The organism is Micromonospora reichwaldensis (assembly GCF_031845925.1).
Lineage (GTDB): Bacteria > Actinomycetota > Actinomycetes > Mycobacteriales > Micromonosporaceae > Micromonospora > Micromonospora reichwaldensis.
The window spans coordinates 1-23,756 of record NZ_JAVRFL010000017.1 but is presented as its reverse complement, the minus strand read 5'-3'; the positions used below and the strand labels follow the sequence as shown (position 1 = coordinate 23,756).

General features: G+C 75.2%; 17 protein-coding genes. 7 read left to right on the top strand and 10 right to left on the bottom strand.

Annotated features, from left to right (window positions below; all coding sequences use genetic code 11):
- Positions 1 to 14: 14 nt before the first annotated feature.
- Genes RM555_RS16060 through RM555_RS16045 form a run of 4 tightly spaced genes read right to left on the bottom strand, consistent with a single transcriptional unit; the run spans position 15 to position 3,493 of the window.
- Positions 15 to 1,034 (bottom strand): HAD-IIIC family phosphatase, encoded by a 1,020-nt coding sequence (locus tag RM555_RS16060; protein WP_311412585.1) that lies wholly within the window; start codon positions 1,032 to 1,034, stop codon positions 15 to 17.
- A gap of 5 nt (positions 1,035 to 1,039) precedes the next feature.
- On the bottom strand, positions 1,040 to 2,203 hold the full coding sequence (locus RM555_RS16055; RefSeq protein WP_311412497.1) for an acyl-CoA dehydrogenase family protein: 1,164 nt from the start codon (positions 2,201 to 2,203) through the stop codon (positions 1,040 to 1,042).
- A complete protein-coding gene (locus RM555_RS16050; RefSeq protein ID WP_311412496.1) occupies positions 2,200 to 2,469 on the bottom strand; it encodes an acyl carrier protein in 270 nt (89 codons plus the stop codon). The genes RM555_RS16055 and RM555_RS16050 overlap by 4 nt, the downstream gene beginning before the upstream one ends.
- A gap of 13 nt (positions 2,470 to 2,482) precedes the next feature.
- Positions 2,483 to 3,493, bottom strand: a complete 1,011-nt coding sequence (locus tag RM555_RS16045; protein WP_311412495.1) for a ketoacyl-ACP synthase III family protein — start codon at positions 3,491 to 3,493, stop codon at positions 2,483 to 2,485.
- A 232-nt stretch (positions 3,494 to 3,725) separates the two neighbouring features.
- On the opposite strand from RM555_RS16045, the gene RM555_RS16040 reads away from it, so the two are divergent.
- From RM555_RS16040 to RM555_RS16030, 3 genes are read left to right on the top strand one after another with little or no spacing between them, the layout of a single operon-like run.
- Entirely contained in the window at positions 3,726 to 5,465 is a 1,740-nt protein-coding gene (locus RM555_RS16040; protein ID WP_311412494.1) for a condensation domain-containing protein, read from the top strand.
- Positions 5,462 to 12,787 (top strand): non-ribosomal peptide synthetase, encoded by a 7,326-nt coding sequence (locus tag RM555_RS16035; protein ID WP_311412493.1) that lies wholly within the window; start codon positions 5,462 to 5,464, stop codon positions 12,785 to 12,787. The genes RM555_RS16040 and RM555_RS16035 overlap by 4 nt, the downstream gene beginning before the upstream one ends.
- Positions 12,784 to 14,463, top strand: coding sequence for an amino acid adenylation domain-containing protein (locus tag RM555_RS16030; RefSeq protein WP_311412492.1), 1,680 nt, complete (start codon positions 12,784 to 12,786; stop codon positions 14,461 to 14,463). The genes RM555_RS16035 and RM555_RS16030 overlap by 4 nt, the downstream gene beginning before the upstream one ends.
- Before the next feature lie 106 nt (positions 14,464 to 14,569).
- Here the strand turns inward: RM555_RS16030 and RM555_RS16025 are convergent, their stop codons facing one another.
- Entirely contained in the window at positions 14,570 to 15,031 is a 462-nt protein-coding gene (locus tag RM555_RS16025; protein WP_311412491.1) for a hypothetical protein, read from the bottom strand.
- A 205-nt stretch (positions 15,032 to 15,236) separates the two neighbouring features.
- Between RM555_RS16025 and RM555_RS16020 the strand changes: the two genes are divergently transcribed.
- The 3 genes from RM555_RS16020 to RM555_RS16010 are packed head-to-tail and all read left to right on the top strand — an operon-like array spanning position 15,237 to position 17,460.
- On the top strand, positions 15,237 to 16,160 hold the full coding sequence (locus RM555_RS16020; RefSeq protein ID WP_311412490.1) for an NAD-dependent epimerase/dehydratase family protein: 924 nt from the start codon (positions 15,237 to 15,239) through the stop codon (positions 16,158 to 16,160).
- Complete coding sequence (locus RM555_RS16015) at positions 16,157 to 16,633, top strand: nuclear transport factor 2 family protein (protein WP_311412489.1); 477 nt, start codon at positions 16,157 to 16,159, stop codon at positions 16,631 to 16,633. Before RM555_RS16020 ends, RM555_RS16015 begins: the two co-directional genes overlap by 4 nt.
- Positions 16,630 to 17,460, top strand: coding sequence for an SDR family NAD(P)-dependent oxidoreductase (locus RM555_RS16010; RefSeq protein ID WP_311412488.1), 831 nt, complete (start codon positions 16,630 to 16,632; stop codon positions 17,458 to 17,460). The genes RM555_RS16015 and RM555_RS16010 overlap by 4 nt, the downstream gene beginning before the upstream one ends.
- A 63-nt stretch (positions 17,461 to 17,523) precedes the next feature.
- On the opposite strand, the gene RM555_RS16005 is transcribed toward RM555_RS16010, so the two are convergent.
- Genes RM555_RS16005 through RM555_RS15985 form a run of 5 tightly spaced genes read right to left on the bottom strand, consistent with a single transcriptional unit; the run spans position 17,524 to position 21,643 of the window.
- Positions 17,524 to 18,042, bottom strand: coding sequence for a nuclear transport factor 2 family protein (locus tag RM555_RS16005; RefSeq protein ID WP_311412487.1), 519 nt, complete (start codon positions 18,040 to 18,042; stop codon positions 17,524 to 17,526).
- Between the two features lie 43 nt (positions 18,043 to 18,085).
- Positions 18,086 to 18,982: a TIGR03619 family F420-dependent LLM class oxidoreductase gene (locus RM555_RS16000; protein WP_311412486.1), complete on the bottom strand. Its 897-nt coding sequence runs from the start codon at positions 18,980 to 18,982 to the stop codon at positions 18,086 to 18,088.
- The gene (locus RM555_RS15995; protein ID WP_311412485.1) at positions 18,979 to 20,127 is read right to left on the bottom strand and encodes a TIGR03617 family F420-dependent LLM class oxidoreductase; all 1,149 of its coding nucleotides are present in this window, start codon (positions 20,125 to 20,127) and stop codon (positions 18,979 to 18,981) included. The genes RM555_RS16000 and RM555_RS15995 overlap by 4 nt, the downstream gene beginning before the upstream one ends.
- Positions 20,124 to 20,999 carry an SDR family NAD(P)-dependent oxidoreductase gene (locus tag RM555_RS15990; RefSeq protein WP_311412484.1) on the bottom strand — a complete coding sequence of 292 codons (876 nt, stop codon included), beginning with the start codon at positions 20,997 to 20,999 and terminating at the stop codon, positions 20,124 to 20,126. Before RM555_RS15990 ends, RM555_RS15995 begins: the two co-directional genes overlap by 4 nt.
- On the bottom strand, positions 20,996 to 21,643 hold the full coding sequence (locus RM555_RS15985) for a PaaI family thioesterase (protein WP_311412483.1): 648 nt from the start codon (positions 21,641 to 21,643) through the stop codon (positions 20,996 to 20,998). Before RM555_RS15985 ends, RM555_RS15990 begins: the two co-directional genes overlap by 4 nt.
- A gap of 429 nt (positions 21,644 to 22,072) precedes the next feature.
- On the opposite strand from RM555_RS15985, the gene RM555_RS15980 reads away from it, so the two are divergent.
- A complete protein-coding gene (locus RM555_RS15980) occupies positions 22,073 to 23,644 on the top strand; it encodes an ABC transporter substrate-binding protein (protein WP_311412482.1) in 1,572 nt (523 codons plus the stop codon).
- The last annotated feature ends 112 nt before the right edge of the window (positions 23,645 to 23,756 follow it).

Sequence of the window (23,756 nt, the reverse complement as noted above, 5' to 3'; positions counted from 1 at the left end):
TCCGCTGTGCCCGCTCACGCCGTCACCACCCGCACCGGGTGTGCCCGCGCGGCCGGCGGCCGGGCCGGGTCGATCGCGAGCGTCCACCGGTCGCCCGCGTCGTCCTCGACGGCGAAGCCGGCGAAGCGCAGCGTGACCAGCATCTGCCGGTTGACCGCGGTGGGCACGAACTCCGCCACCGGCCGCCGGCCCGCGGCGAGCGCGGTGTGCACGAGGTGGTCGAGCAGGGCCGCGCCGGCGCCGCGGGACAGCACCCGGCACGACATCAGCAGCAGCCGCAGTACGGTCGCGGCCGGCCGCAGCTCGGTGACGGCCAGCCCGACCGTGCCGTAGGAGCCGAACCTGTCCCGCAGCCGCGCCACCAGCACCTCGTGCCGCGGCGACGCGCACAGCGCGCGCAGCTCCGCCAGGCTGAACGTGACTCCGGTGGTGTTCAGCTGGTGGGTGCGTACGGTCAGCTCGTGCGCGCGGGCGAGGTCGGCCGGGCCGGCCCGGCGCACCTCCAGCACCAGGCCGAGCGAGGCGAGGAAGTCCGCGGGCGGCCCGGCATGCGTGGCCTCGGCGGCCCGGCGTCGCTCGTCGGTCCGGTAGAGCTGGCGGCGCTGCCGGGACTCCTCGGTGACGAACTCGTGGGCGAACTCGGGCAGCGCCGGCAGTTCGGCGACGGCGTCGGCCGGGTGGCAGCGCACGACCGGCAGCGCGGCGGCCACCTCGGCGCGCTCCACCGGGTCGTTGTCGACGAACGCGACGGTGTCCAGGCCGATGCCCAGGTCGGCGGCGATCCGGGTGACCGCGAGGGACTTGGCGCCCCAGCCCACCTCGACCCGGGTGAACAGGTCGAGCAGGCCGTGCGCGGCCAGGTGGGCGGTGGCGGCGGCACGCTCGCCCCGGCTGGCCACGGCGTGCAGGACGCCGCGCCGGTCCAGGGCGTGCAGCGTGCGTACGGCGGCGGGGAACGGCACCGGCTCGTCGCCCTCCAGCACGACGCCGTCCCACAGCGTGTCGTCGAGATCCCAGACCAGGCACTTCACCATGCTGGTCACGGCCGCCCTCCCGGCCCCGCCGCACGGGCGCGTCGCAGCAGGTGGTCGGCGATGTGCAGCTCGGCCACCTGGACGGAGCCCTCGATGATCTCCATGACCTTGGCGTCCCGGTAGAACCGGCCGGCCCGGCTGTCCGGGGCGCAGCCGGCCGCACCGAGGACCTGCACGGCCGTGCCGGCGACCAGGGCGGCGGTGCGCGCCGCCGCGTACTTCGCCGCGACCGTGCCGGCGATCGCGTCGGGAGCACCGGCGGCCCGCCACCGGGCGGCCCGGGCGGCGAGTTCCCGCGCGGCGGCGGTGTCCACCGCGGCCCGGCCGAGCAGCCCCCGTACGGTCTGGTGCTCGGCGAGCAGGGTGCCGCCCTGCCGGCGGGTGAGCACGTGGTCGGTCATGTCCCGCAGGCACGCCTCGGCCATGCCCACGCAGCCCCAGCCGACCGTGAACCGGCCGTGGTCGAGTGCGGTGGCAGCGACGTGCGACAGGCCGAACCCGGGCGGTGCGACGCGGTTCGCCGCCGGGACCCGTACGCCGTCGAGCTGGACGTGGGCCAGCTGGGCGGCCCGCAGGCCGAGCTGGCCCTCGACCGGCTGCCGCGTCACGCCGGCCCGGTCGGTCTCGACGAGCACGGCGGTGTGCCGGCCGTCCAGCACCCCGAGCACCAGTAGCACGTCGGCGACCTGGCCGAAGGTCACCCAACGCTTGGCCCCGGTCAGCTCCAGGGTCGGCTGCCGGCCACCGCCGACGGCCCGGATGCGGGTGTCGACGGCGGTCAGGTCGCTGCCCGCGCCGGCCTCGGTGGCGGCGAAGCCGGCGAGCAGCTCACCGCGGGCGAACGCGGGCAGCCAGCGCGCCCGCTGCCCGGCGGTGCCCCAGCGCAGGACGGCCGCGGCGACCATGGCCTGCACGGTGACCAGCGCGCGCAGCGCGCCGCACACGCCGCCGAGCCGGGCGCACAGCTCACCGACCTGCGCCGGTGTGGCGCCGAGGCCGCCGTGCCCGACCGGCAGGTCAGCGGTGAGCAGCCCGGCGACCGCCGCGGCGCGGCGTACCCCGGTGGGCAGCGCGCCGTCCCGGTCCCAGCGGGCCGCCTCGTCGCGCGCCGCCGCGGCGAGGTCGTCGCCGAGACCGTCGAGGGCCGGCGGCGCGACCGCGGCGGTCACGCCGGGATCCCGGTGCGGCCGGCGGTCTTGGCCAGCACGAAGTCGGTCAGCCGGGAGATCGTGCGGAAGTGGTCGAGGTCGAGGTCGGCCACCTCGACCTCGATGTCGAAGCGCCGCTCCACGAACACCACCAGCTCGATCGCGAACAGCGAGTTGAGCAGGCCGAGCGCGAAGTAGTCCTCGTCCGGGCCGATCGGTCCGGACACCGCCGGGGCGATGAAGTCGTGCAGCTCCCGCGCCACCGCGGGCCGGTCCGGTGCTCCCATCCCCACTCCCATCTCAGTCTCCCGCGACGGCCGCAACGGGATCGCCGTCGAACTCGACCAGCACCATGCTCCAGGCGGCCACAGGGCTGGAGCTGATCAGTACGGCCCGCTCGCCGCCCCGCAGCCGCCCGGTGCCGATCTCGGTCGCCAGGTTGAGCAGGACGTCGTTCGCGCCGAGGTGGCCCAGGTCGCGCAGGTTGTCGCGGCAGGTCGGGGCGACCGTCACCCCGAGCGTCTCCTCGACGAACCGGAACGCGCCCGCCGACAGGTTGTGGCTCACGTGCCGGGCGACGTCCGTAGGCGTCAGCCCGTTGCGGTCGAGCAGGCTCCGGTACATCGCGCGCAGCCGGTTGCGGCTCTCCAGCGCCAGCTGGAAGGAGTACTCCCGGGGGTCGCGGCACTGCTCGGTCCAGCGGGCCGACGGGCGGTCCCGGTAGTCCACCCGGAACAGGTCCCAGTAGCGGCCGTCGGTCTCCTGGAGCACGTCGCGCACCCGCAGCGGCCCGTCCCGCGAGACGACCACGGCCATGCCCCCGTCGCCGCTGACGGTGACGGGGTGCCGGTAGCGCCGGGGCGTGGCCGGCGTACTGCCGTGCACGACGAGGACGTCGGTCAGGTCCGGGTCGGCGGCCAGCAGGCCGCGCGCCACCAGCAGCGCCGGCGTGGTCGACACGCAGCCCAGCCCGCCGACGGCGAAGGTCAGGGCCCGGTCGGCACCGAGGTACGCCTGTAGCCGGGTCTCGGCGGAGCTCATCAGGGTGGCCGGCGCGCGGGACTCCACCACGACCAGCGCCCCGATGCGTGCCGGGTCCAGCCCGGCGGCGCCCAGCGCCCGGGTGGCCGCTCCCGCGGCCAGGTCGAACGCGTCCAGCTCCAGGTCGGTACGCACCCGGTCGATGCCGAGGCCGGCGCAGAGTTCCCGCTCGGCCGGCCCCAGGTACGCCAGCTCCGGCAGCTCCGCCACCGCGACCGACCGTTGCGGCAGGAACGACGCCATCGTCCGTACCGCGATCGTTCCGGGCATGTCGCCGCGCCTTTCGGTAGCAGGGGCCGTCGTCGGTGTCCCGTCCCGGGCGTCCGGACCCGCTCCTGCGTCCGGTGTCCCGTGCGCCGACTCGATGCCACTCTGCCGATCGCGGCTCGTGCCCGGACAGAGAAGGACCGGCAACGCCTCTGCCGGTCCTTCTCTGGCTCCGGCCCGCTCGCCTCCACCAGTCTCGATCCGACGCCGACCGCCGGTGAAGGGGAGACCGCCGATGCCGAGCCGGATGCCCGACCAGACGAACGCCCCGCCGCCGAGCGGCACCCGGATCCGGCCGGTGCCGCGCACCGGCGCGCTGCGGCTGTCGCCCGGGCAGGAGCGGCTGTGGTTCCTCGACGGGCTGCACGGCGACGGCACCGAATACCTCGTCTGGCTGCGGATGCGCCTGCGCGGGCCGTGGGATCCCGCGGTGTTCGCCCGCGCCGTGACCGCGGTCGTCGGCCGGCACGAGGTGCTGCGTACCCGGTACCGGGACAGCGACGGCGAGCCGGTGCAGGTCGTCGACCCGCCCGGCCCGGCCGACGTGACGGTCGTGGACCTGACCGGGGGAGCGGACGCCACGACCCGGGCGGCGGCGCTGCTCGACACGGCGGCGGGCCGGCCGTTCGACCTGCGCCGGGAGCACCCGCTGCGGGTCATGGTGGTACGGCTCGCGCCGACGGAGCACCTGGTCGGCCTCACCCTGCACCACATCGCCGCCGACGCCTGGTCGTGCGACGTGCTGCTGCGCGACCTGGACCACGCGTACCGCGCGTTGGCGGCCGGCCGGCCCGTGCCGGCGCCGCCGGCGGTGCAGTACGCCGACGTCGCGGCCTGGCAGCGGGCCCGGCGCGAGGCCGCCGGCGCGGCCGGCATCGGCTACTGGCGGGACCAGCTCGCCGGGCTCGAACCGGTCCTGCTGCCCACCGACCGCCCGCGCGGCAGCCGCCGCGACCCCAGCGGCGACATGCTCGCCGTGGACGTGCCGCGGCACGTCGCCCGGCTGGTCGCCGCCGCCGGCGAGCGACACGGCACGACCGCGTTCATGACGCTGCTGGCGGCCTTCCAGGTGCTGCTGGCGCACCGGACCGGCCGCACCGACATCGCCGTCGGGATGCCCGCCGCAGGGCGGGACGTGCCGGAGACCGAGGACCTGATCGGCTTCTTCGTCAACACCCTGGTGCTGCGGACCGACCTGGCGGGCGAACCGTCGTTCGCCGAGGTGCTGGACCGGGTGCGCACGACGGTGCTGGCCGCGCTCGTGCACAACGACGTGCCGTTCGAGGACGTCGTGGCGGCGGTCCGGCCCCGTCGCGACCCCGCCCGCAACCCGCTGTTCGAGATCATGTTCCAGGTCCTGCACACGGCGGAGACGCCCGGCACGATCGGCGGCGCCACGGTGTGGCCGCTGCCCATGAACGCCACCGACGCCAAGTTCGACCTGGTGTTCACGGTCTGCCGCACCGCGGCCGGAGACCTGCGGTGCGTTCTCGAGTACGCCGGCGGCCTGTTCGACCGGACGACGATGCTCCGGCTCGCCGAGGACTACGTGGCGCTGCTGGAGCGGTCGACCCGCGAACCGCAGGCCCCGGCGGTCCGGCCGGCCCCGGCGCCCGGCGCGCCGGCCGTGCCGGCGTCTGCGGCAGTTCCGCCGGCACCCGACCCGGCGGCGCCGGCCGGCCCGGTCGAGCAGGTCGTCGCCGGGATCTGGTCGCGGGTGCTCGGCATCGACGACATCGCCGCCGACGACGACTTCTTCGACCTCGGCGGCCACTCGCTGCTGGTCGCCCGGGTGCGTACCGCGCTGCGGCAGACGTTCGCCGTCGATCTCCCTCTGCAGGTCCTGTTCGAGGCCACCTCCGTGGCCGGACTCGCGGCCGTGGTCACCGCCGCGGTCCGCGCCGACGTCAGCCGACTCTCCGACAGCCAGGTGCAGGACCTGCTGTCCCGAGCCGCCCGGGAAGGAACCCGATGACCGAGATGCTGGAGTCGCCCACCCCGCACGAGAAGCTGCTGGAGCGCCGGCTGCTCGGCCTCGAGCCGCTCCCCGAGCCGGGCATCCCCCTGGCGTCGCGGGCGGACCCGCCACCCCTGTCGTACGCCCAGCGTCGGCTGTGGATCCTCGACCGGCTGCGCCCCGGCGGCGTCGAGTACCTGGTGCAGATCGCGCTGCACATGACCGACCGGCCGGGTAGCCGGCTGGACGTCGACGCGCTGCGGGTCGCGCTGGACGGGCTGGTGGCCCGGCACGAGGTGCTGCGCACCCGCTACCCGGTCGGCCCCGACGGCGAGCCGGTGCAGCTGATCGATCCGCCCGCCCCGGTCCCGCTGCCGATCCGCGACCTCACCCACCTGGACGGCGACACCCAGTGTGGGTTGCTGAACCGGCTCGTCTCCGTCGACCGCGAACCGATCGACCTGGCCGCCGGGCCCATCCTCCGTGCCCTGCTCGTGCGGCGGGAACCCGAGCAGCATCTGCTGCTGCTCACCACCCACCACATCGCCATGGACCTCTGGTCGGAGGGTCTGCTGCTCGACGAGCTGCGCCACCGCTACGCCGCCGCGCTCGACGGTCGCCCGGCGGACCTCCCCCCGCTGCCCGCCCAGTACGCCGACGTGGCCGCCTGGCAGCGGCAGCGGACCGCCGAGCTGCGCGAGACCCAGCTGCCGTACTGGCGCCGCCAGCTCGCCGGCGCCACGCCGGTGGACCTGCCGGCCGACCGGCCCCGGCCGGCGGTACGGGACTCCGCCGGCGACGTCGTGCCGTTCACCGTGCCCGCCGAGGTGGCGACGGCCCTCGGTGAGCTGGCCCGCCGCCACCGGGCCACGCCGTTCATGGTCCTGCTGGCGGCGTACGCGGTCGTGCTCGGGCGGTGGAGCGGCCGGACCGACGTCACGGTCGGCACCCCGGTCGCCGGCCGTGGGCACGACGACGTGCAGGGCCTCATCGGGCTCTTCGTGGACACCGTCGTGGTGCGGGCCGACCTGGCCGGCGAACCGACGTTCGGCGAGCTGGTCGAGCGGGTCCGCCGTACGTCGCTGGACGCCTTCGCCCACCAGGAGCTGCCGTTCGAGCAGCTCGTCGAGGAGCTGGCGCCGGTCCGCGACCCCGCCCGGACGGCGCTCTTCTCGACCATGTTCGTCTGGCAGGAGGCCGGGCCGGACGGCTTCCAGGCGCCGGGACTGGACGTCCTGTCGGTGCCGATCCCGTTCGCCGACGCCAAGTTCGACCTGACCCTGTCGGTGGGCCCGGGCCCGGACGGCTCGCTCGCCGGTGCCGCGGTCTACGCCACCAGCCTGTTCGACCGCGCCACGATCGAGCGCTTCGTGGCACACGTCGGTCGGCTGCTGGCCGGGGTGGCGGCGGCCCCGGACGTCCCGCTGGCCGACATCGACATCCTCCCGCCGGCCGAGCGCGAGCAGTTGCTGGCCGGCTGGAACGACACCGCGACCGACGTGCCGGCCACCACGCTGCCCGCGCTGTTCCGGGCCCAGGTGGCGGCCACCGGGGACGCGGTGGCCGTGCGGACCGCGCAGCGGAGCCTGTCGTACGCCGAACTCGACGCCCGCGTCACCGCGCTGGCGCTGCGGCTGCGCGCGGCCGGCGTCGGTCCCGAGTCGGTGGTCGGGGTGTGCCTGGAGCGCGGCCCGGACCTGGTGATTGCGCTGCTGGCTGTGCTCACCGCCGGCGGCGCCTACCTGCCGCTGGACACCGAGAGCCCGCCGCAGCGGCTGGAGCAGTTGCTCACCGACGCCGCGGTACGGGTCGTGGTGACCGACCGGGACACCATCGGCACCGCCACGCGCAGGCTGCTCCGGCCCGACGCGGACGCCACCGCCCCGCACGGGCCGCCGCCCGGCGACCCCGACCCGGACCACCCGGCGTACGTGCTGCACACCTCCGGCTCGACCGGCCGGCCCAAGGGCGTCGTGATCACCCACCGCGCGCTCGTGAACCGGCTCACCTGGATGCAGCGCGAGTACCCGCTCGACGCCACCGACCGGGTGCTGCACAAGACGCCGTACGGCTTCGACGTCTCGGTCTGGGAGCTGTTCTGGCCGCTGATCACCGGCGCGACGCTCGTCGTCGCCCGCCCCGGCGGGCACCGGGACCCGGCGTACCTGGCGGCGGCGATCGCCGAGCACGGTGTCACCACGCTGCACTTCGTACCGTCGATGCTGCGCGCCTTCCTCGACACGCCGATCGGCGGGCTGCCCTCGGTACGCCGGATCTTCGCCAGCGGCGAGCCGCTCCCGGACGGGCTGGCGGCGGCCGTCTCCGAGCGGATCGGCTGCGAGCTGCACAACCTCTACGGCCCGACCGAGGCGACGATCGACGTGACCACGGCGCGGTGCCTGCCCGGGGAACCGGTCACGATCGGCCGGCCGGTCGCCAACACCCGCGCCCACGTCGTCGACCCGGACCTGCGGCTGCTGCCCGTCGGCGTGCCCGGCGAGCTGGTGGTGGCCGGCGTCCAGCTCGCCCGCGGCTACCTGGGCCGCCCCGCGCAGACGGCCGACCGGTTCGTGCCGGACCCGTTCGGCACGCAGCCGGGGGACCGGCTCTACCGCACCGGCGACCTGGCCCGGTACCGCGCCGACGGGACGATCGAGTACCTGGGCCGGCTGGACCGGCAGGTGAAGCGGCACGGCCACCGGATCGAGCCGGGCGAGGTCGAGGCGGTGCTCACCGCGCACCCGGACGTCGCCGCCGCCGTGGTCACCGTGCACGACGACCGGCTCGTCGCGTACCTCGTCGGCCCGGCCGCCGGGGCCGGCGCCGGGCAGGTCGGGCCGGCGGTCGACCGGGACGCCGTCGCCGCGTACGCCCGGGCCCGGTTGCCCCGCCAGCTGGTGCCCGCGCGGTGGGTGGTGCTCGACGCGCTGCCGCTGACCGCCGCCGGCAAGGTCGATCATCGCGCGCTGCCCGCACCGCCCAGCGACACCGCGCCGGTGGCGGAAGCGCCACGCACCCCGGTGGAGCGGACGATCGCGCGCGCCGTGGCCGACGCGCTCGGCGTCGACGCGGTGGGCCGGCACGACGCGTTCTTCGCGCACGGCGGCGACTCGATCCGGGCCATCCGCGCCGTCGGGGCGCTGCGGGCGGCCGGCCTGCCGGTGTCGGTGCACGACCTGTTCCGCCACGCCACGGTGGCCGAGCTGGCCGAACTGGTCGGCACCCGGGCGCCGGAGCAGCCGGCCGAGGTGACCGAGCAGCCGGTCGTGGCGCCGTTCGCGCTGCTGTCCGAGGCCGACCGCGCGCTGCTGCCGCCGGGCCTGGTCGACGCGTACCCGATGGGCGAGATCCAGGCCGGAATGGTGTACGAGATGCTGGCCGCGCAGCGGCCGGTCTACGTGAACGTCAGCTGCTACCGGATCGAGGACGAGACGCCGTTCGACCTGGCCGACCTGCGCGCTGCCGCGGCACTGCTGGTGCGGCGGCACGAGATCCTGCGTACCTCGTTCGCGCTCGCCGGCTACACGCGGCCGCTGCAACTGGTGCACCGCAGCGCCGAGCTGCCGGTGGACCTGGACGACCTGCGGGACCTGCCGCCGGCCGCGCGGCGCCAGGTCCTCGACGACTTCCTGCTCGCCCAGCGTGCCGCGCCGTTCGACCTGGCCGTGCCGCCGCTGCTGCGCTACACGGTGCACCAGACCGGCGACCGCGAGTGGTGGCTCACCCACGTCGAGTGCCACGCGATCCTCGACGGCTGGAGCCACACGTCGGTGATCGCCGAGCTGCTCGCGTACTACCGGACGCTGCGCCGGGGCGGCGTGCCCCGGCCGGTGCCGCTGCCGGCCGTCCGGTTCGCCGACTTCGTCGCCGCCGAGCAGGAGTCGCTGCGCTCGGCGGCCGACCGGGACTTCTGGACGGCCACGATCACGGCCGCCGACAAGCTGGAGATCCCGGCCGAGTGGGGCGGCCAGGCGGACGGGGCCGAGGAGCCGGACGGCGCCGACGACGCGCCGGAACAGGTCGTCGTCGAGTACGCCGACCTGGAACCGGCGCTGCGCCGGCTCGCGGCCGACGCGGGGGCGTCGCTGAAGAGCGTGCTGCACGCCGCCCACCTCGCGGCCTGGGGCGTGGTCACCGGGCGGCAGCGCTTCTTCACCGGGCTGGTCGGCAACGGCCGGCCGGAGCGGCTGCGCGGCGACGAGGTGATCGGCATGTACCTGAACACGGTGCCGTTCCCCGCCGACCTGACCGCCGCGAGCTGGCCGGAGCTGGTGCGGACGGTCTTCGCACGGGAGGCCCGGATGTGGCCGCACCGGCGCTACCCGATGGCCGCGATGCGGCGCGACGGCCGGCACGCCTCGGCGCTGGTCGACGTCAGCTTCACGTACCTGGACTTCCACATGCTCGACTGGGACTCCGGCATCGACCTGGAGGCCGACTTCAGCCCGAGCGAGCAGCCGTTCTCCGCGGTGTCGTTCCCCGGCCACCTGCGCCTGCTCGGCCGGCCGAGCAGGATCGGCCGGCCGTACCTGGAGCTGGTCGGCCGGACCTACCGGCAGGTGCTGGCGTCGATGGCCGCCAGCACGGCCGGGCCCGGTGCCGCCCGCGACCCCGACGCCACCCCGGCTGTGTCGCCGTCGCCGCGGACCGTGACGCTGGCGCCGGCCGACCGCGAGCGGGTGCTCGTCGACCCGAACCGCACCGACCGGGCGATCCCCACCGATGAGCCGGTGCACCGGCTGATCGAGCGGCAGGCCCGGTCCGCGCCCACCGCCGTCGCGCTGCGGCAGGGCGTCGTCAAGGTCTACTACGCCGAGCTGGAGCTACGCGCGAACCGGCTGGCGCACCGGCTGCGCGCGCTCGGCGTCGGCCCGGGCACGGTCGTCGGCATCTGCCTGCCGCGGACGCCCGACGTCGCCGTCTGCGTACTGGCCGTGCTGAAGGCGGGCGGCGCGTTCCTGCCGCTGGATCCGGCGTACCCGGTCGAACGGCTGCGGTTCATGCTCGACGACACGGCAGCCGCGGTGCTGCTCGCCGCCGGGCGGCTGCCGGCCGGCCTCGTCCAGGCCGGTCCGGCGGGCGTGCCGACGGTCGACGTGACCGACGAGTCCGCCCAGCTCGACATGCCGGTCACCGCGCCAGAGGTGACGGTGGCGCCGGACGACCTGGCGTACGTCACCTACACGTCCGGCTCGACCGGGCGGCCCAAGGGGGTCGCCGTACCGCACCGGGCGCTGCTCAACCTCCGGCACGCCCAGCAGGAGGTCTTCGACGTCCGGCCGGGCGACCGGATGCTCCAGTTCTTCCCGGTGGGCTTCGACGCGTCCGTGTCGGAGCTGGTCGCCGCGCTCACCGCCGGCGCCGAGCTGGTGCTGCCCGGGCCCGACCGTGACCCGGGCGACCTGCGCGCCGAGGCGGCCACGCTGACCCACCTCTTCCTGCCGCCGTCGATGCTGAGCCGACTGGACCCGGCGGACTTCCCGCGGCTGCGGGTCACCCTGGTCGGCGGCGAGGCGTGCCCCGCCGGGCAGGCCGACCGGTGGGCGCGGCACGCCGCGTTCGTCAACCTCTACGGCCCCACCGAGGCATGCGTCGCCGCCACGTACGCGCCGGTCGCCCCCGGCTCGCCGGAGCGGATGCCGTCGATCGGCACCCCGCTGGCAAACGTGCGGTGCCACGTCCTGGACGTCGACGGCCGGCCCCTGCCCGCCGGGGCGCGCGGCGAGCTGCACGTCGCCGGCGCGGGCCTGGCCCGCGGCTACCTCGGCCGCCCGGCGCTGACCGCCGACCGGTTCGTCCCGGACCCGTTCGGACCGCCCGGCAGCCGGATGTACCGCACCGGCGACGTGGTCTCCCGCGCCGCCGACGGCTCGCTGCGCTTCCACGGGCGCGGCGACCAGCAGGTCAGCGTCCGCGGCTTCCGCATCGAGCTGGGCGAGGTCGAGCACGCGCTCGAGGCGCACCCCAGCGTCGCCGCCGCGGCCGTCGCCGTCGCCGCGGCGGGCACCGAGGAGGCGACGCTCGTGGCGTTCGTCCGGCTCACCGCCGGCAGCTGCGGCGCCGCCCCGTCCCCGGCCGAGCTGCGCGAGCACGTACGCCGCCGGCTGCCGGCGCACATGGTGCCGACCCGTTGCCACGTCGTCGGGCAGTTCCCGGTCACCGCCTCGGGCAAGGTCGACCGCGCCGCGCTGGTCGCGGCCGAGCCGAGGCCCGCCGCCGCGCAGATCGCGCCGGTGGCGCCCCGGACGCCGCTGGAGCAGACCGTCGCCGACGCTTGGGCGCAGGTGCTGCGGCTGGACCGGGTCGGCATCGACGACGACTTCTTCGACCTCGGCGGGCACTCGATGGCGATGATGCGGGTCATCTCGCTGTTGCGGGAGTCGCACGGCGTGGAGCTGACGTTCCGGGCCTTCCTGGAGCACCAGACCGTCGCGCGGCTGGCCGCCGCGATCACCGACGGCGCGGTCGGCGGCCCCGAGGCGCCGGCCGCGCCCGGCAGCCGCAACCGGGCGCTGCTGTGGCTGCGGCGCGGCAGCGCCACGCCGCTGTTCTGCATCCACCCCGGCGGGGGGAGCGCCCACTGGTTCCAGCGCTTCCTGCCGTACCTGGACCCGGAGCTACCGCTGGCCGCGTTCGAGTGGCCGAAGCCGCACGGCGACCACGCCACGATCCCGACCGCCGCCGAGATGGCCCGCCGGCACTTCGACGAACTGCGGGCCGCCCAGCCGCACGGGCCGTACCGGCTGTTCAGCTGGTGCGGCGGCAGCACGATCGCGGCGGAGCTCGCCACCCTGCTGCTGGACGCCGGTGAGGAGGTGACCTTCATGCTCCTCGACCCGGTGCTGGACGCGCAGACCCGGCCGAAGTTCTACGAGCAGATGGGCTTCGTGCGCCGGCTGGAGAAGCTGGTGCTGCAGATCGACCGGGGCGGGCCGGAGGCGGACACGCCCGAGCGGCGCGCCGAGATCATGGACCTCTACGAGCGGGTGGCCAACGACATCGACGAGAAGGAAGGCATGGCGCTGCCCGAGCGCGGCGTCGGCGCCGCCTGGCCGCGGATGGTCCGGGTCTGGCGGGAGTCGTTGCAGGCGCTCATCGAGTACCCGAACCCCCGTTACGCCGGCAGGCTGCACCTGATCGCCAGCGACGCGCTCGCCAACGGCCAGCACGTGGTGTCCTCCGGTCAGACGTTCGCCGACTACCTCGAACGGTGGGAGGAGCTGATCGACGGCGGGATCGAGCTGCACCGGGTGCCGGGGGACCACATCGGAATCATGAAGCCGCCGCTCCTGGTGCACCTGACCGACGTGATCAGTGCCGTGCTGGCCGGCAGCCGATGACCACCACGCCGCGCCGCCCGTCGACCGACCCGGCCGTGCCCGGGCCGGCCGCACCCGACCCGGCCGTGCCCGATCCGGCCGCGCAGCAGCGGGCGTGGAACGCCACCGCCCGCGCGTACGCCGCGGACGGCCCGGTGCACCGGCTGTTCGAGGCGCAGGCCCGGCTCCGTCCGCACGCCGTGGCGGTGCGCTGGGCCGGCGGTGCGCTCAGCTTCGGCGAGCTGGACCGGCTCGCCAACCGGCTGGCGTGGGCGCTGCGCGACCAGGGGGCCGGACCCGAGACGCCGGTGGGCATCCGGGTGCCGCGCGGCCCGCTGCTGGCGGTCGCCGTGTACGGGGTGCTGAAGGCGGGCGGCTGCTACGTGCCGGTCGAGCCGGCGCTCCCTGCGGAGCGCGCGCACACCCTGCTGGCCGAGGCCGGTGTGCGGCTGCTGGTCGGCGCGGCGGGCGAGGACGGCTGGCCGGCGCCGCCGGGGGTGCGCACGGTGCCCGCCGACGCCCCGGCCCCGGACCACCGCGAGCTGCGGAGCCCGGAGCCCGGCACCGGCGCGGACTCCACCGCCTACGTGGTCTTCACCTCCGGCAGCACCGGCCGCCCCAACGGCGTCGCCGTGGCGCACCGGTCGCTGCACAACCTCTTCGCCTGGTGCCGCCGCACGCACGGCTTCGGCCCGCACGACCTGGGCCTGTCGGTCACCTCGCTCGGCTTCGACCTGTCCGTCTTCGACCTGCTCGGCCTGCCCGCGTACGGGGCGGGCGTCTACGTCGCCGACGACGCGCAGCGGTGCGACCCGGAGCTGCTGCTCGACGTGCTGCTGCGGGAGCCGGTGACGTACTGGAACTCGGCGCCGACCACGCTGGCCCACCTCGCGCCGCTGCTCGGCGCGCACGGGGGCGCCGCCGGAACCGGCGACCTGCGGCTGGTCTACCTCAGCGGCGACTACACGCCGTTGACGTTGCCGGACGAGGTGCGGTCGGTCTTCACCGGGGCGACGATCGTCAGCCTCGGCGGCGCGACCGAGGCGACCGTCTGGTCGAACTGGTTCGAGGTCGGCACGGTCGACCCGGCCTGGCGGAGCATCCCGTACGGGCGGCCGATCGACAACGCGCAGTACTGGGTGGTCGACGAGGACCTGCGGCCGTGCCCGGTAGGTGTGCCGGGCGACCTGCTCATCGGCGGCGACGTCCTCGCTTTCGGCTACCACCGTCAGCCGGAGCTGACCCGGCAGCGGTTCGTCCCGGACACGCTCGGGCCCGACCCGCGCGGCCGGCTCTACCGCACCGGCGACCGGGCGAGCTTCGGCCCCGACGGGGTGCTGACCTTCCTCGGCCGGGTCGACGGGCAGGTCAAGATCCGGGGTGCCCGGGTGGAGCTGGCCGAGGTCGAGCACCGCCTGCGCGGGCACTCCGGCGTGAAGGACGTGGTGGCGCTGGCCCGGCCGGACCGCGACGGCGAGCGCGCCCTGGTGGTCTACGTCGTGCCGGCCCCCGGCTGCCGTCCGACCGTACGGGAGCTGCGCCGGCACGTGGCCGCCGCGCTGCCGGACTACATGGTGCCGGCCGCGGTGGTGTTCGTGGACGGCTTCCCCGCCACCGCCAACGGCAAGCTCGACCGCGCGGCGCTGCCGTGGCCGGCGCGCACCGGCAGCACGCACGTGCTCGGGGTGCCGGGGTAGTCGCCGTCCGGCCGCCGGTGGGCGCACCCGGGGGAGAGGTGCGTGCACGACCGCGGGCCCGCGCCGTCGCCCCCGGGATCACGACGGCGCGGGCCCGCTCGCCGGGTCAGCACGGGTGGATGTACCAGATCGGGTTCCAGTCGACGGAGACCGGGATGTTGTCCGGGTTGATCTCCTGTCTCGTCACGCTTTCTCTGTCGCGGAGGTACGCGACCGCCTCGTCCGTCTGGTGGTTGACGGCGGCGCCACGGCCCAGGAAGTTCGTGAGATTCCGATTGTCGCAGTAGTAGAGCTCGAAGAAGGTGTGCTGACCGTCGCCCTCTCCCACGGCGTAGCAGGAGTAGCCCGACCTGCAGCTGCGCAGGTACTGGTTGCGGGCCTCCGTGCTCAGGTTGCGGGTCACGTACTCCCGGGGTCCGCTGCCGTTCTTGCCGTCGGAGAAGAACGGGCTGAGACCCGGTCTCACCTCCAGCGTGGTGTCCGCCCGCGCCGGGGACGCGGCGGCGGTGAGCAGCGCGACGACTGCGGCGGCTGTCGCCAGGACCCGGATTCTCCGTAGATCTCGCATGGGTTCCTCCGTCTGTTGCGGACGTTGTGGAACGAGCATGCTCGCCGCGGCACACGGCTGTCCTTACGGGCGAGTGCACAGCTGTTGCGTCAGCGCGCACACCCGCACCACTAACCTACCTATCGCTTGGTTGGTAAACTCGGCTGCCATGCGGGCTCCCGGACGCGCGCCGGAGAGTCGCCTCACTACGCAAGGAGACCTCACGATGAAGGTGCTCGTCGTCGGTGGTACCGGCATGATCGGGGCCCACGCCGCCCTCCACCTGCGGGACCGGGGGGACGACGTCACCGTCGCCGCCCGGGGGGCGGTCGACGCGGACTCGCCCGTCGCCGGCCTGCCCGTCCTGGTCGGGGACTACACCCGCCAGACCTTCACCCGCGCGGACCTGGCGCCCTTCGACGCGGTCGTCTTCGCCGCGGGCCAGGACGTGCGCCACCTGCCCCGCGACGTGGACGAGACCCGGTTCTGGAAGGAGACCCAGAGCGCGGGAGTGCCGGCCTTCGCCGCGCTCGCCAAGAGCGCGGGTGTCTCCCGCTTCGTCCAGGTCGGCAGCTACTACCACCACCTGCGACCCGACCTGGCCGACTCCCACGCCTACGTCGCCGCCCGCCGCGACGCGGACGAGGGGGCCCGGGCGCTGGCGGACGCCTCCTTCACGGTCTGCACCCTCAACCCGCCCTCGATCATCGGTGCCATCCCCGGCATCACGGCCAAGCGCTACCGCCGCATGGTGTCCTGGGCGGCCGGCAACGAGCCGCAGATCCCCGACCACGCACCGGCCGGCGGCACGAACTACCTGTCGGCCCGGTCCCTGGCCGAGGCGATCGGCGGCGCGCTCGACCGCGGCACGGCGGGTGCGGCGTACCTCGTCGGTGACGCCAACCTCACGTTCGCGCAGTTCTTTCAGCTGCTCGTCGACGCGGCCGGGGGCAACCGCACCATCGCCGAGCGCGACGAGCCGCACCCCTTCATGCCCGACTCGATGATCGTCCAGGGCCGCGGGACCGTCCTCGCCTACGAACCGGATCCGGCCGAGACCGCACTGCTCGGCTACACCCGCGGTGACTGCGAGCGTGCCGCCGCCGAGCTCGTCGAGGTCGTGCGCGCGGCGACCGCTCCCAGGTCGTGACCAGCCTCGACGCGGCCGACCTCACCGCGTTGCGCGTACTCTCCGGGACGTATGCGGCGGCCGCCGACGACCGTGACGCCGCCGCGGTCGGCGCGCTCTTCGTCCCGGACGGCGTCCTCGTCGTCCCCGATCCGCCGGCTCACCTCGACCCCCACGTGTCCCACGTCGGTCGCCCCGCTGTCGTGGCCGCGCTCGGGGCACTCGCCGGGACGCTGGCGACGACCCACGTCGTGGCCGGGGCCCGCTACCTGCCGACGCCGACCGGGGCCCGTGGCCGGGTCCGCGGCACGGCCCACCACCTGCTGCCCGGTCGCGAAGGGCCCTCGGACCTGGTCTGGTTCCTGCACTACGACGACGAGTACGCGCGCACCGACGACGGCTGGGCCTTCACGCGGCGCGCCGTGACCATCAACTGGATCGAACGCCATCGCGTCTCCGCGATCAGGACCGACGAGGAAGTGACCGGCAGATGAGCGCCACCCGCAGGCTCGCGGACCAGATCGCGGTCGTCACCGGCGGCGCCCGTGGGATCGGCGGCGGCATCTCCCGCCGTCTCGCCGCCGCGGGTGCCCGCGTCGTCCTCGTCGACATCGACGGGGAGGCCGCCGTCGACACCGCCGCCGACATCCGTGGCGCCGGCGGCGAGGTCGAGGTCGTCCTCGCCGACGTACGCACCGCCGACGGTGTCGCCGCCGCGGTCGCCGCCGCGTCGGCCCTCGACTCGGGGCGGGTCGACGTGCTCGTCAACAACGTCGGCGACTTCCGTCCGGCCGCCAGGACCTTCCTGCACTCGAACCCGCAGCAGTGGCAGGCGCTCTACGAGGTCAACCTGTGGCACGTGCTCGCGATGACCCACGCGCTGCTGCCCGGCATGGTCGAGCGGGGCCGTGGCGCCATCGTCAACAACTCGACAGTCGAGGCCTTCCGGGGCATCCCGGCGTGCGCTCCGTACTCCGCCTACAACGCCGGGGTCAGCGCCTTCACCCGGAGCCTCTCCGTCGAGGTCGCCGGCCACGGGGTGCGGGTCAACGCGATCGCGCCCGACCTCGCCGACACGCCCCAGACGCCGGCGGCGGCGATGCTGCGCGGCCGTGACCCGGGGCTCATCCGCACGTGGATCCCCGTCGGGCGCTTCGGCGAGCCCGACGACTACGCCGCCGTCGTGGAGTTCCTCGCCAGCGACGACGCCCGCTTCGTCACCGGGCACACCATTCCCGTCGACGGAGGGACCCTGGCCGCCTCGGGCTGGTACGCGCGGGTCGACGGCAAGGGCTGGTCGAACATGCCCAACGAGGCCTGACCGTGGGCGCCGGACCCCACGCGCGGGCGCCGGGCCGGGGCGCTGAGGCCGACGCGTACGGGCTCAGGCCCCGGGGTCGACGGCGCGGGCGAGGATGTCGCGGCCCTCGTCGGTGCCGTCGAGCTGGCGGTTCCAGCGGTGGGTCACCTTCCAGCCCTCGTCGGTGCGGGTGAACTCCCACCGGTTGGAGCCGGTGCGCCAGATCCGGTAGCCGTTCTCGTCGGGAGCGTGGAGCACGAGCTGCGAGTAGTTCGTCACGACGGCCCGGTCGCCATCGACGACGATGTGCGGCAGGCCCATGAGGTGCGCGGCGCCGGAGTGGATCAGGGCCTGGTGCCGCTCACCGGTCACCATGGCGCGCAGCGCGTCCCGGCCGTCGAGCACGACCGGGTACGTGTCGTACACGCCCTCCTCGGTCCACATCCGGGCGGTGGCCTCGGCTGAGCCGCTGTCGACGGCGGGGCCGTAGCCGGCGACGATCTGCCACAGGGCGAGCCGGTCCTCGGCGGCGGCGAGGCGCCGTTCGGCCTGCTCCAGGCGCGCCTCGAGTCGGGCGAGCCGGTCGGGCTGCGAGTCGGTCATGGTGGGTTCCTTCCGAGCGGGCTTCTCGCGGGCCGGTGGCCGGTCAGGTCGTGGCCGCGGTCGTCTCGAAGCGTTCCGGGGCGAGTTCGCGCAGCGCGGCCATCTGCGCGAGGTAATGGGCCGCCGAGGTGGCCACGAGGCTCGCGTTGACCGCGGTCGCCCCGACGGCATCGGCCGTGCGCAGGTGCTCGCGGGAGCCGTCCGGGTCACCGAGCGGGTCCAGCGGCGGGACCTGCAGCACGAGGTCGAAGCCGTCCGGGCGCTCCACGGAGTGCCACAGGCGGGTCAGCTCCTGCGGCCCGAGGCCGAACGGCGCCCACCCGGTGCCGTACGCCACGGCACGGCGCAGCGAGCGGCGGGTGCGTCCACCGAACCACAGCGGCACCGTGGTGCGCGGCGCGTGTGGTTCGACGACGAAGTCGGTGAACGTGAACCGGGGCCCCTCGTGGTGCGGCACGGCCCTGCCCCAGGCGGCGCGCAGGGCCGCGATCGCCTCGTCCGCGACCGCGCCGCGCCCGGCGAACTCGGCGCCGAGCAGGTCGAACTCCTCCTGGAGGCTGCCGACGCCGACCCCGAGGATGACGCGCCCGTTGCTGAGCAGGTCGAGGGTGCCGTAGGTCTTGGCGAGGGCCAACGGGTGGTGGTAGCCGATGACGACGACGTTCGTCGCGAGCCGGACGCGGCGCGTCGCCGAGGCGAGGAACGACAGCGTGGCCACGGGGTCGAAGTACGTCCCGCCCCGCTCGGCGGCGATCGGAGCGGGCACCGCGACGTGCTCGCTGCACGTCAGGTGGTGGTAGCCCAGGTCGTCGGCGGCGCGGGCGATGGCCAGCAGCGTACCGCCGACGTCGGGGCCGGCCAGGACGTCGCGTTCCCAGGCGGCCGCGGTGCGGGGGTGCTGGACGACGACCGGGGTGAGCAGCCCGATGCGTGCGGTCATGACAGGGCCTCCGTTCCGGCGCCGCCGCGCGCCGCGCCGGTGGCCTCGTCGTCGGGGCCGTCGGTCGCGGGCGGGTCGCAGGCCGTGGTGCTCGTCGGGATGTCCCGGAGGCGTTCGAGCAGCGCGCCGAAGTCCTCGTCGTCCGCCGGGTCGAGCGGCAGCCCGAGCCCGAGCCCGTCGGCGAGCCCGCCGTAGGCCCGCGCGAGCACGCCCGGCAGTTCGGCGTAGGTGCCGTGCGGGATGAGCGTGGCCAGGGTCTCGTCGTCGAGGGTGTCGGCGAGTCCCGCCCAGCGCCCGGAGGCGGCCATCCCGGCGAGCCGTCCGCCGATCCGGCCCAGGCCGAGCCGGTCCAGGGTCGTGCGGTAGGCCGGCGTGGAGAAGAGGAACGCCAGCTCCTGGCGGGCGGAGTCGCGGCTCGCGGCGAGTGCGGCCGGCGTCGGACCGGTGATCGACTTGGACACGACGACGACCCGCGGAATCCCGGCGCGTCCGGCCCGCGCGGCCCCGGCGCGGAGCGCGGGGAGCACGACCGTGCGCAGGTGGCTCGGGTGCGAGTTCGTCGCGTGGGTGACGAAGCCGTCGGCGAGCTCGCCGGCCACCTCGCAGACGCGCCGGTTGACCCCGCCGGTGTAGAGCGCCGGGGCCGCGGTCGACAGCGGGCCGGGGTTGAAGTAGGGCTGGAGTCGGGTGAAACGGTAGTGGCTGCCCTCGTGCTCCAGTGGCCCGTTCGCCGTGAACGCGGCGAAGATCGCCCGGATCGAGGCGAGGTAGTCGCGCAGGTTCTCGGCCGGCCGGTCCCACGGCACCGAGAAGCGGCCGACGATGTTGCCGCGTACCTGGGTGGCCAGCCCGAGCTGGAAGCGACCCTCGGAGAACCGCGCGAGGTCCCACGCGGCGTACGCGGTCACCATCGGGCTGCGGGGGAAGGCCAGCGTCATGCTGGTGCGTACGGTGATCCGGCTGGTGTGCTCGGCCGCGAGCAGGGCGACCGCCAGGGAGTCGTGCGTCGTCTCGGGGACGTGCACGGTGTCGAAGCCGAGCCGTTCGATGCGCGCCACGACCGCGGGCACCTCACGCAGCGCCGTCGTCGGCGGCAGCGTCGTGACCAGCTCCATCCGGCCGGCAGGCGCCTGTGCCGCCGTCATCGGATGCGGCCCGCCAGGGCGGCGTCGACGACCTCGTCGCCGCTGACGATCCGGGCGAGCTTCTCCAGCCGGGGCGCGCGGCGCAGGTGCGCCCCGCCCTCGACCGGCAGGCACGCGCCGGTGATCCAGGAGGACTCGGGACCGCACAGGAAGCGGACCGCGGCGGCGACGTCCTCGGCGCGTCCGACCCGGGACAGGGGCTTCTCGGCGACGGTCGCGGCGGCCAGCTCGGGGTCGGCCAGCAGGAGGCCCGGGTTCTTCCCGTCGGTGGCCACGATGCCGGGGCGTACGACGTTGACCCGTACCGCGAGGTGGCCGAGCTCGTCGGCGGCGACCCGGACGAGCGCCTCGAGCGCGGCCTTGCTCACCGAGTACGACGGCATGAACGGGAAGGAGTGCCCGCCGGCGCTCGACGAGGTGCACACGATCGCGCCCCCGCCGCGCGCGGTCAGGGCCTGTCCGCCGTGCCGGATCGCGTGCAGCGCCGTCGTGACGTTGCGCCGGAAGTCGTGCTCGAGGGTCTCGGCGTCGAGGGCGAGCACGGGACGGAAGGTGCCGCCGCCGACCGTCGTGACGACGGCCGCCAACGGGGTCTCGTCGGCGGCGCGCACCGCGGCGGCCACGTCCTGATCGAGGGCGGAGTCGCCGACGCTGACCCGCACCGGCAGCGCCCCGGGAACGGCTGCGGCGATCGTCGTGGCCGCCGCCCGCAGCGTCGCCCCGGTGCGTCCCATGATCGTCACGGCGGCCCCGTCGGCGGCCAGCGCGGCGGCGATGGCGCGGCCGAAGCCGCCGCCCCCGCCGATGACGAGCGCACCGCGGCCGGTGAGCGGACCGGGTGAGGTGCTGGTGGGGTCGGGAGTCGGGCTCATCCCTGCTCCCTCGGGAGTCGCCGGAACATGTCCCGCGTGGACGGGTCGTCCATGAGCACGAAGGTGCCCGTGGCCGTGACGCACGTCAGGTCCCCGACGCGCAGCTCGCCGGAGCTGCGTACCTTGCGCCCGTCGCGCCCCTCGTGCCGGGCCAGGATCGTGATCGTCGAGCCGATCGGGATGGCCGCGCGGAAGGAGACGTCGAGCCCGACGGTCACCGCGGCGTATCCGGCGCGGGCGTTGGCGATGCCGAGGGCGTGGTCCATGAGCATGGCCGAGGTGCCACCGTGCACGTGCCCGGGTGGTCCCTGGAAGGCCAGCCTCAGGGTGACCTCGCCGCGCAGCGAGCCGTCCGGCTCGACCCAGAGACTCACCGGCGGCGACAGCGGGTTCTCGGTGCCGCCGGCGGGGTCGAAACGGCCCGGGCCGGGCTGGCGCCACATCGTCGCGATCCGCTCGGGAAGCTCCGGGGCGTGGGCGTCGATCCGGGCGGTGAGCCCGTCGAGGTCGGCCACGATCCGGTCGGCGTCGGCGTCGATGGCCCCGCCCGCGCGGGTGATCGCGTCGACGAGCCGGCGGGTGGCTGAGGCGACGGCGTCGATGCCGGTGTCGCGGGGCTGTGCCGTGGCGAGGGTGGTTTCCACCGGGCGGACTCCTTCGGCCGATCAGGGCAACCAAGCGCTTGCTTGATCGCACTTTAGCGACCCGGTGGCGCGCTGGCAACGCTTGCACCCCGGGCGTCGTCCCTCGTGGGTCACGGTGGCGTCCTTTGGTGGGTCGCGGCGGGCGTCCGCCCATTGACGCGCCCGCAGCCTGCCCCTACCGTCCCAATCGAGCGCTTGGTTGGCTTCGGGGGGCGTCGCATGCCGGCAGCCTCGGGGACGCCACGGCCGAGCAGCTCCAGGCGGGCATCACGCCGCCGACGCCATCCAACCACCCACCGTGACCCCCGCGCCCGTACGGCCACCGCCGAACGACCCGCCGGCACCCGGCCGCGCCCCGGGCACCCGGGACCCCGCCGGCTGCCGCGGAGCCGCTCCCGGCGCGGAGCGGCAGGTCAGGAAAGGAGCACCTTGTCCCGCATCCCGCACCACCGACGCCTCGCCGTCGCCGTCAGCCTGCTCGCCACCCTCGCCCTCGGAGCCTGCTCCGGCACCCCGACCAGCGACCCCGGCGCCACCGGCACGGGGGAGATCGACCCGGACGCCGTCCTGCGGGTCACGGCCTCGTCCCCGTTCCAGAACCTCGACCCGGCCCAGCCGGCTCCCGGCGGTTACCCCTACCTCACGCTGATCTACGACCGGCTCACCATGGTCGACTCCAGGGACGGGATCGTCCCCGGCCTGGCGACCTCGTGGACCTACGCCAAGGACGGCTCCTACCTCGAGCTCGCCCTGCGCGACGACGTCACCTTCCACGACGGGACGCCCTTCGACGCGACCGCCGTCAAGGTCAACATCGAGCGCGGCAAGACGCTGCCGACGAGCACCATCAAGCAAGACCTCGCCGCCATCACCGGCGTCACCGTCGTCGCCGCGCACACCGTGCGCCTCAACCTCACGCCGGGCACCGGCGCGGTGCTCCCCTCGGCCCTGGCCACCGCCGCTGGCATGATGGTCTCGCCCAAGGCGATCGCCGACGGCGTCGACCTCAAGCGCGCCCCCGGCAACGCCGGCTCGGGCCCGTACGTCGCCACGGAGTTCGTGCCCAACGAGAAGTACGTCGTCAAGCGCGCCGAAGGCACCCACTGGGACCCGGACGCCGGGCGCCTCGCCGGGATGGAGATCACCCGCGTCCCCGAGGGCGCCACCCGACTCAACGGCGTCATCAGCGGTCAGACCGACCTCAGCTTCGTCTCCTCGGCCAACGAGGTCGTCCAGGCCCGCCAGCTCGGCGAGGCCGGCCAGCTCAAGGTCACCACCCGCCCGTTCCGCAACGTCCTCGGCATCCTGCTGCGCGCCGACATGGGCGACCTCAAGGACAAGCGGGTCCGGGAGGCCATCGCCCGCTCGGTCGACCCGGCCGCCATCCGCGCCCTCTTCGCCGACACCTGCACGCCCACCCGCAGCATCTACCCGGACAGCCCGTGGGCGGACCCGGCGGCGACCTACCCGTACGAGTTCGACCTGGCCAGGGCCAAGGCGCTGATCGCCGAGGCCGGCGGGGCCAAGGTGTCGATCAGCTTCTCCGCCGGCACCAACACCGAGCAGCCCGCCACCGCCATCCAGGCCGCCATGGCCCAGGCCGGCATCGACGCGACGCTCAACCCGACGCCGAACTCCGAGACCGAGGCGCGCTTCATCGCCGGCGACTTCGAGTTGGAGGTGTCCAACACCTTCAACCCGCGCCTCGACCCGGCGGGCACGGTGGACAACTACTTCACCGGCAACTACCGGCTCGCCACCGACCCCGGGGCCATCGCCCCGATCGCGGCCAGGGCCGCCGACCCCCGCTCCAGCGTGGGGGAGCGCGCCACGCAGTACCACCAGCTGTGGCAGCGGCTGTTCACCGAGGCGTGGTTCATCCCGCTCTGCAACCTCACCAGCGCCACCATCGCCTCCCCGAAGGTCGTCGGGGCCGAGCAGCTGCCGTGGACCAACCTCGGCCTGTTCGACCTGCGCACCGTCGCGATGACGAAGGGCTGAGCGCCAGGTCCCCACCCGTCGGCCGGCCGGTCGCCCACCCGACCGGCCGGCCCGAAGAAAGGCAGTCAGAGCCAGTGACCCGTCCCCCCCCCCCCCCCCCCCAGCCCCCCCC

Coding starts and splice junctions, on each gene's coding strand:
- RM555_RS16035 (WP_311412493.1), top strand. CDS start 5,462: ATGACCGAGATGCTGGAGTCGCCCACCCCGCACGAGAAGCTGCTGGAG.
- RM555_RS16050 (WP_311412496.1), bottom strand. CDS start 2,469: ATGGGAGCACCGGACCGGCCCGCGGTGGCGCGGGAGCTGCACGACTTC.
- RM555_RS16040 (WP_311412494.1), top strand. CDS start 3,726: ATGCCGAGCCGGATGCCCGACCAGACGAACGCCCCGCCGCCGAGCGGC.
- RM555_RS15990 (WP_311412484.1), bottom strand. CDS start 20,999: ATGAGCCCGACTCCCGACCCCACCAGCACCTCACCCGGTCCGCTCACC.
- RM555_RS16005 (WP_311412487.1), bottom strand. CDS start 18,042: ATGACCGACTCGCAGCCCGACCGGCTCGCCCGACTCGAGGCGCGCCTG.
- RM555_RS16020 (WP_311412490.1), top strand. CDS start 15,237: ATGAAGGTGCTCGTCGTCGGTGGTACCGGCATGATCGGGGCCCACGCC.
- RM555_RS16045 (WP_311412495.1), bottom strand. CDS start 3,493: ATGCCCGGAACGATCGCGGTACGGACGATGGCGTCGTTCCTGCCGCAA.
- RM555_RS16060 (WP_311412585.1), bottom strand. CDS start 1,034: ATGGTGAAGTGCCTGGTCTGGGATCTCGACGACACGCTGTGGGACGGC.
- RM555_RS16000 (WP_311412486.1), bottom strand. CDS start 18,982: ATGACCGCACGCATCGGGCTGCTCACCCCGGTCGTCGTCCAGCACCCC.
- RM555_RS16025 (WP_311412491.1), bottom strand. CDS start 15,031: ATGCGAGATCTACGGAGAATCCGGGTCCTGGCGACAGCCGCCGCAGTC.
- RM555_RS16030 (WP_311412492.1), top strand. CDS start 12,784: ATGACCACCACGCCGCGCCGCCCGTCGACCGACCCGGCCGTGCCCGGG.
- RM555_RS15995 (WP_311412485.1), bottom strand. CDS start 20,127: ATGACGGCGGCACAGGCGCCTGCCGGCCGGATGGAGCTGGTCACGACG.
- RM555_RS16010 (WP_311412488.1), top strand. CDS start 16,630: ATGAGCGCCACCCGCAGGCTCGCGGACCAGATCGCGGTCGTCACCGGC.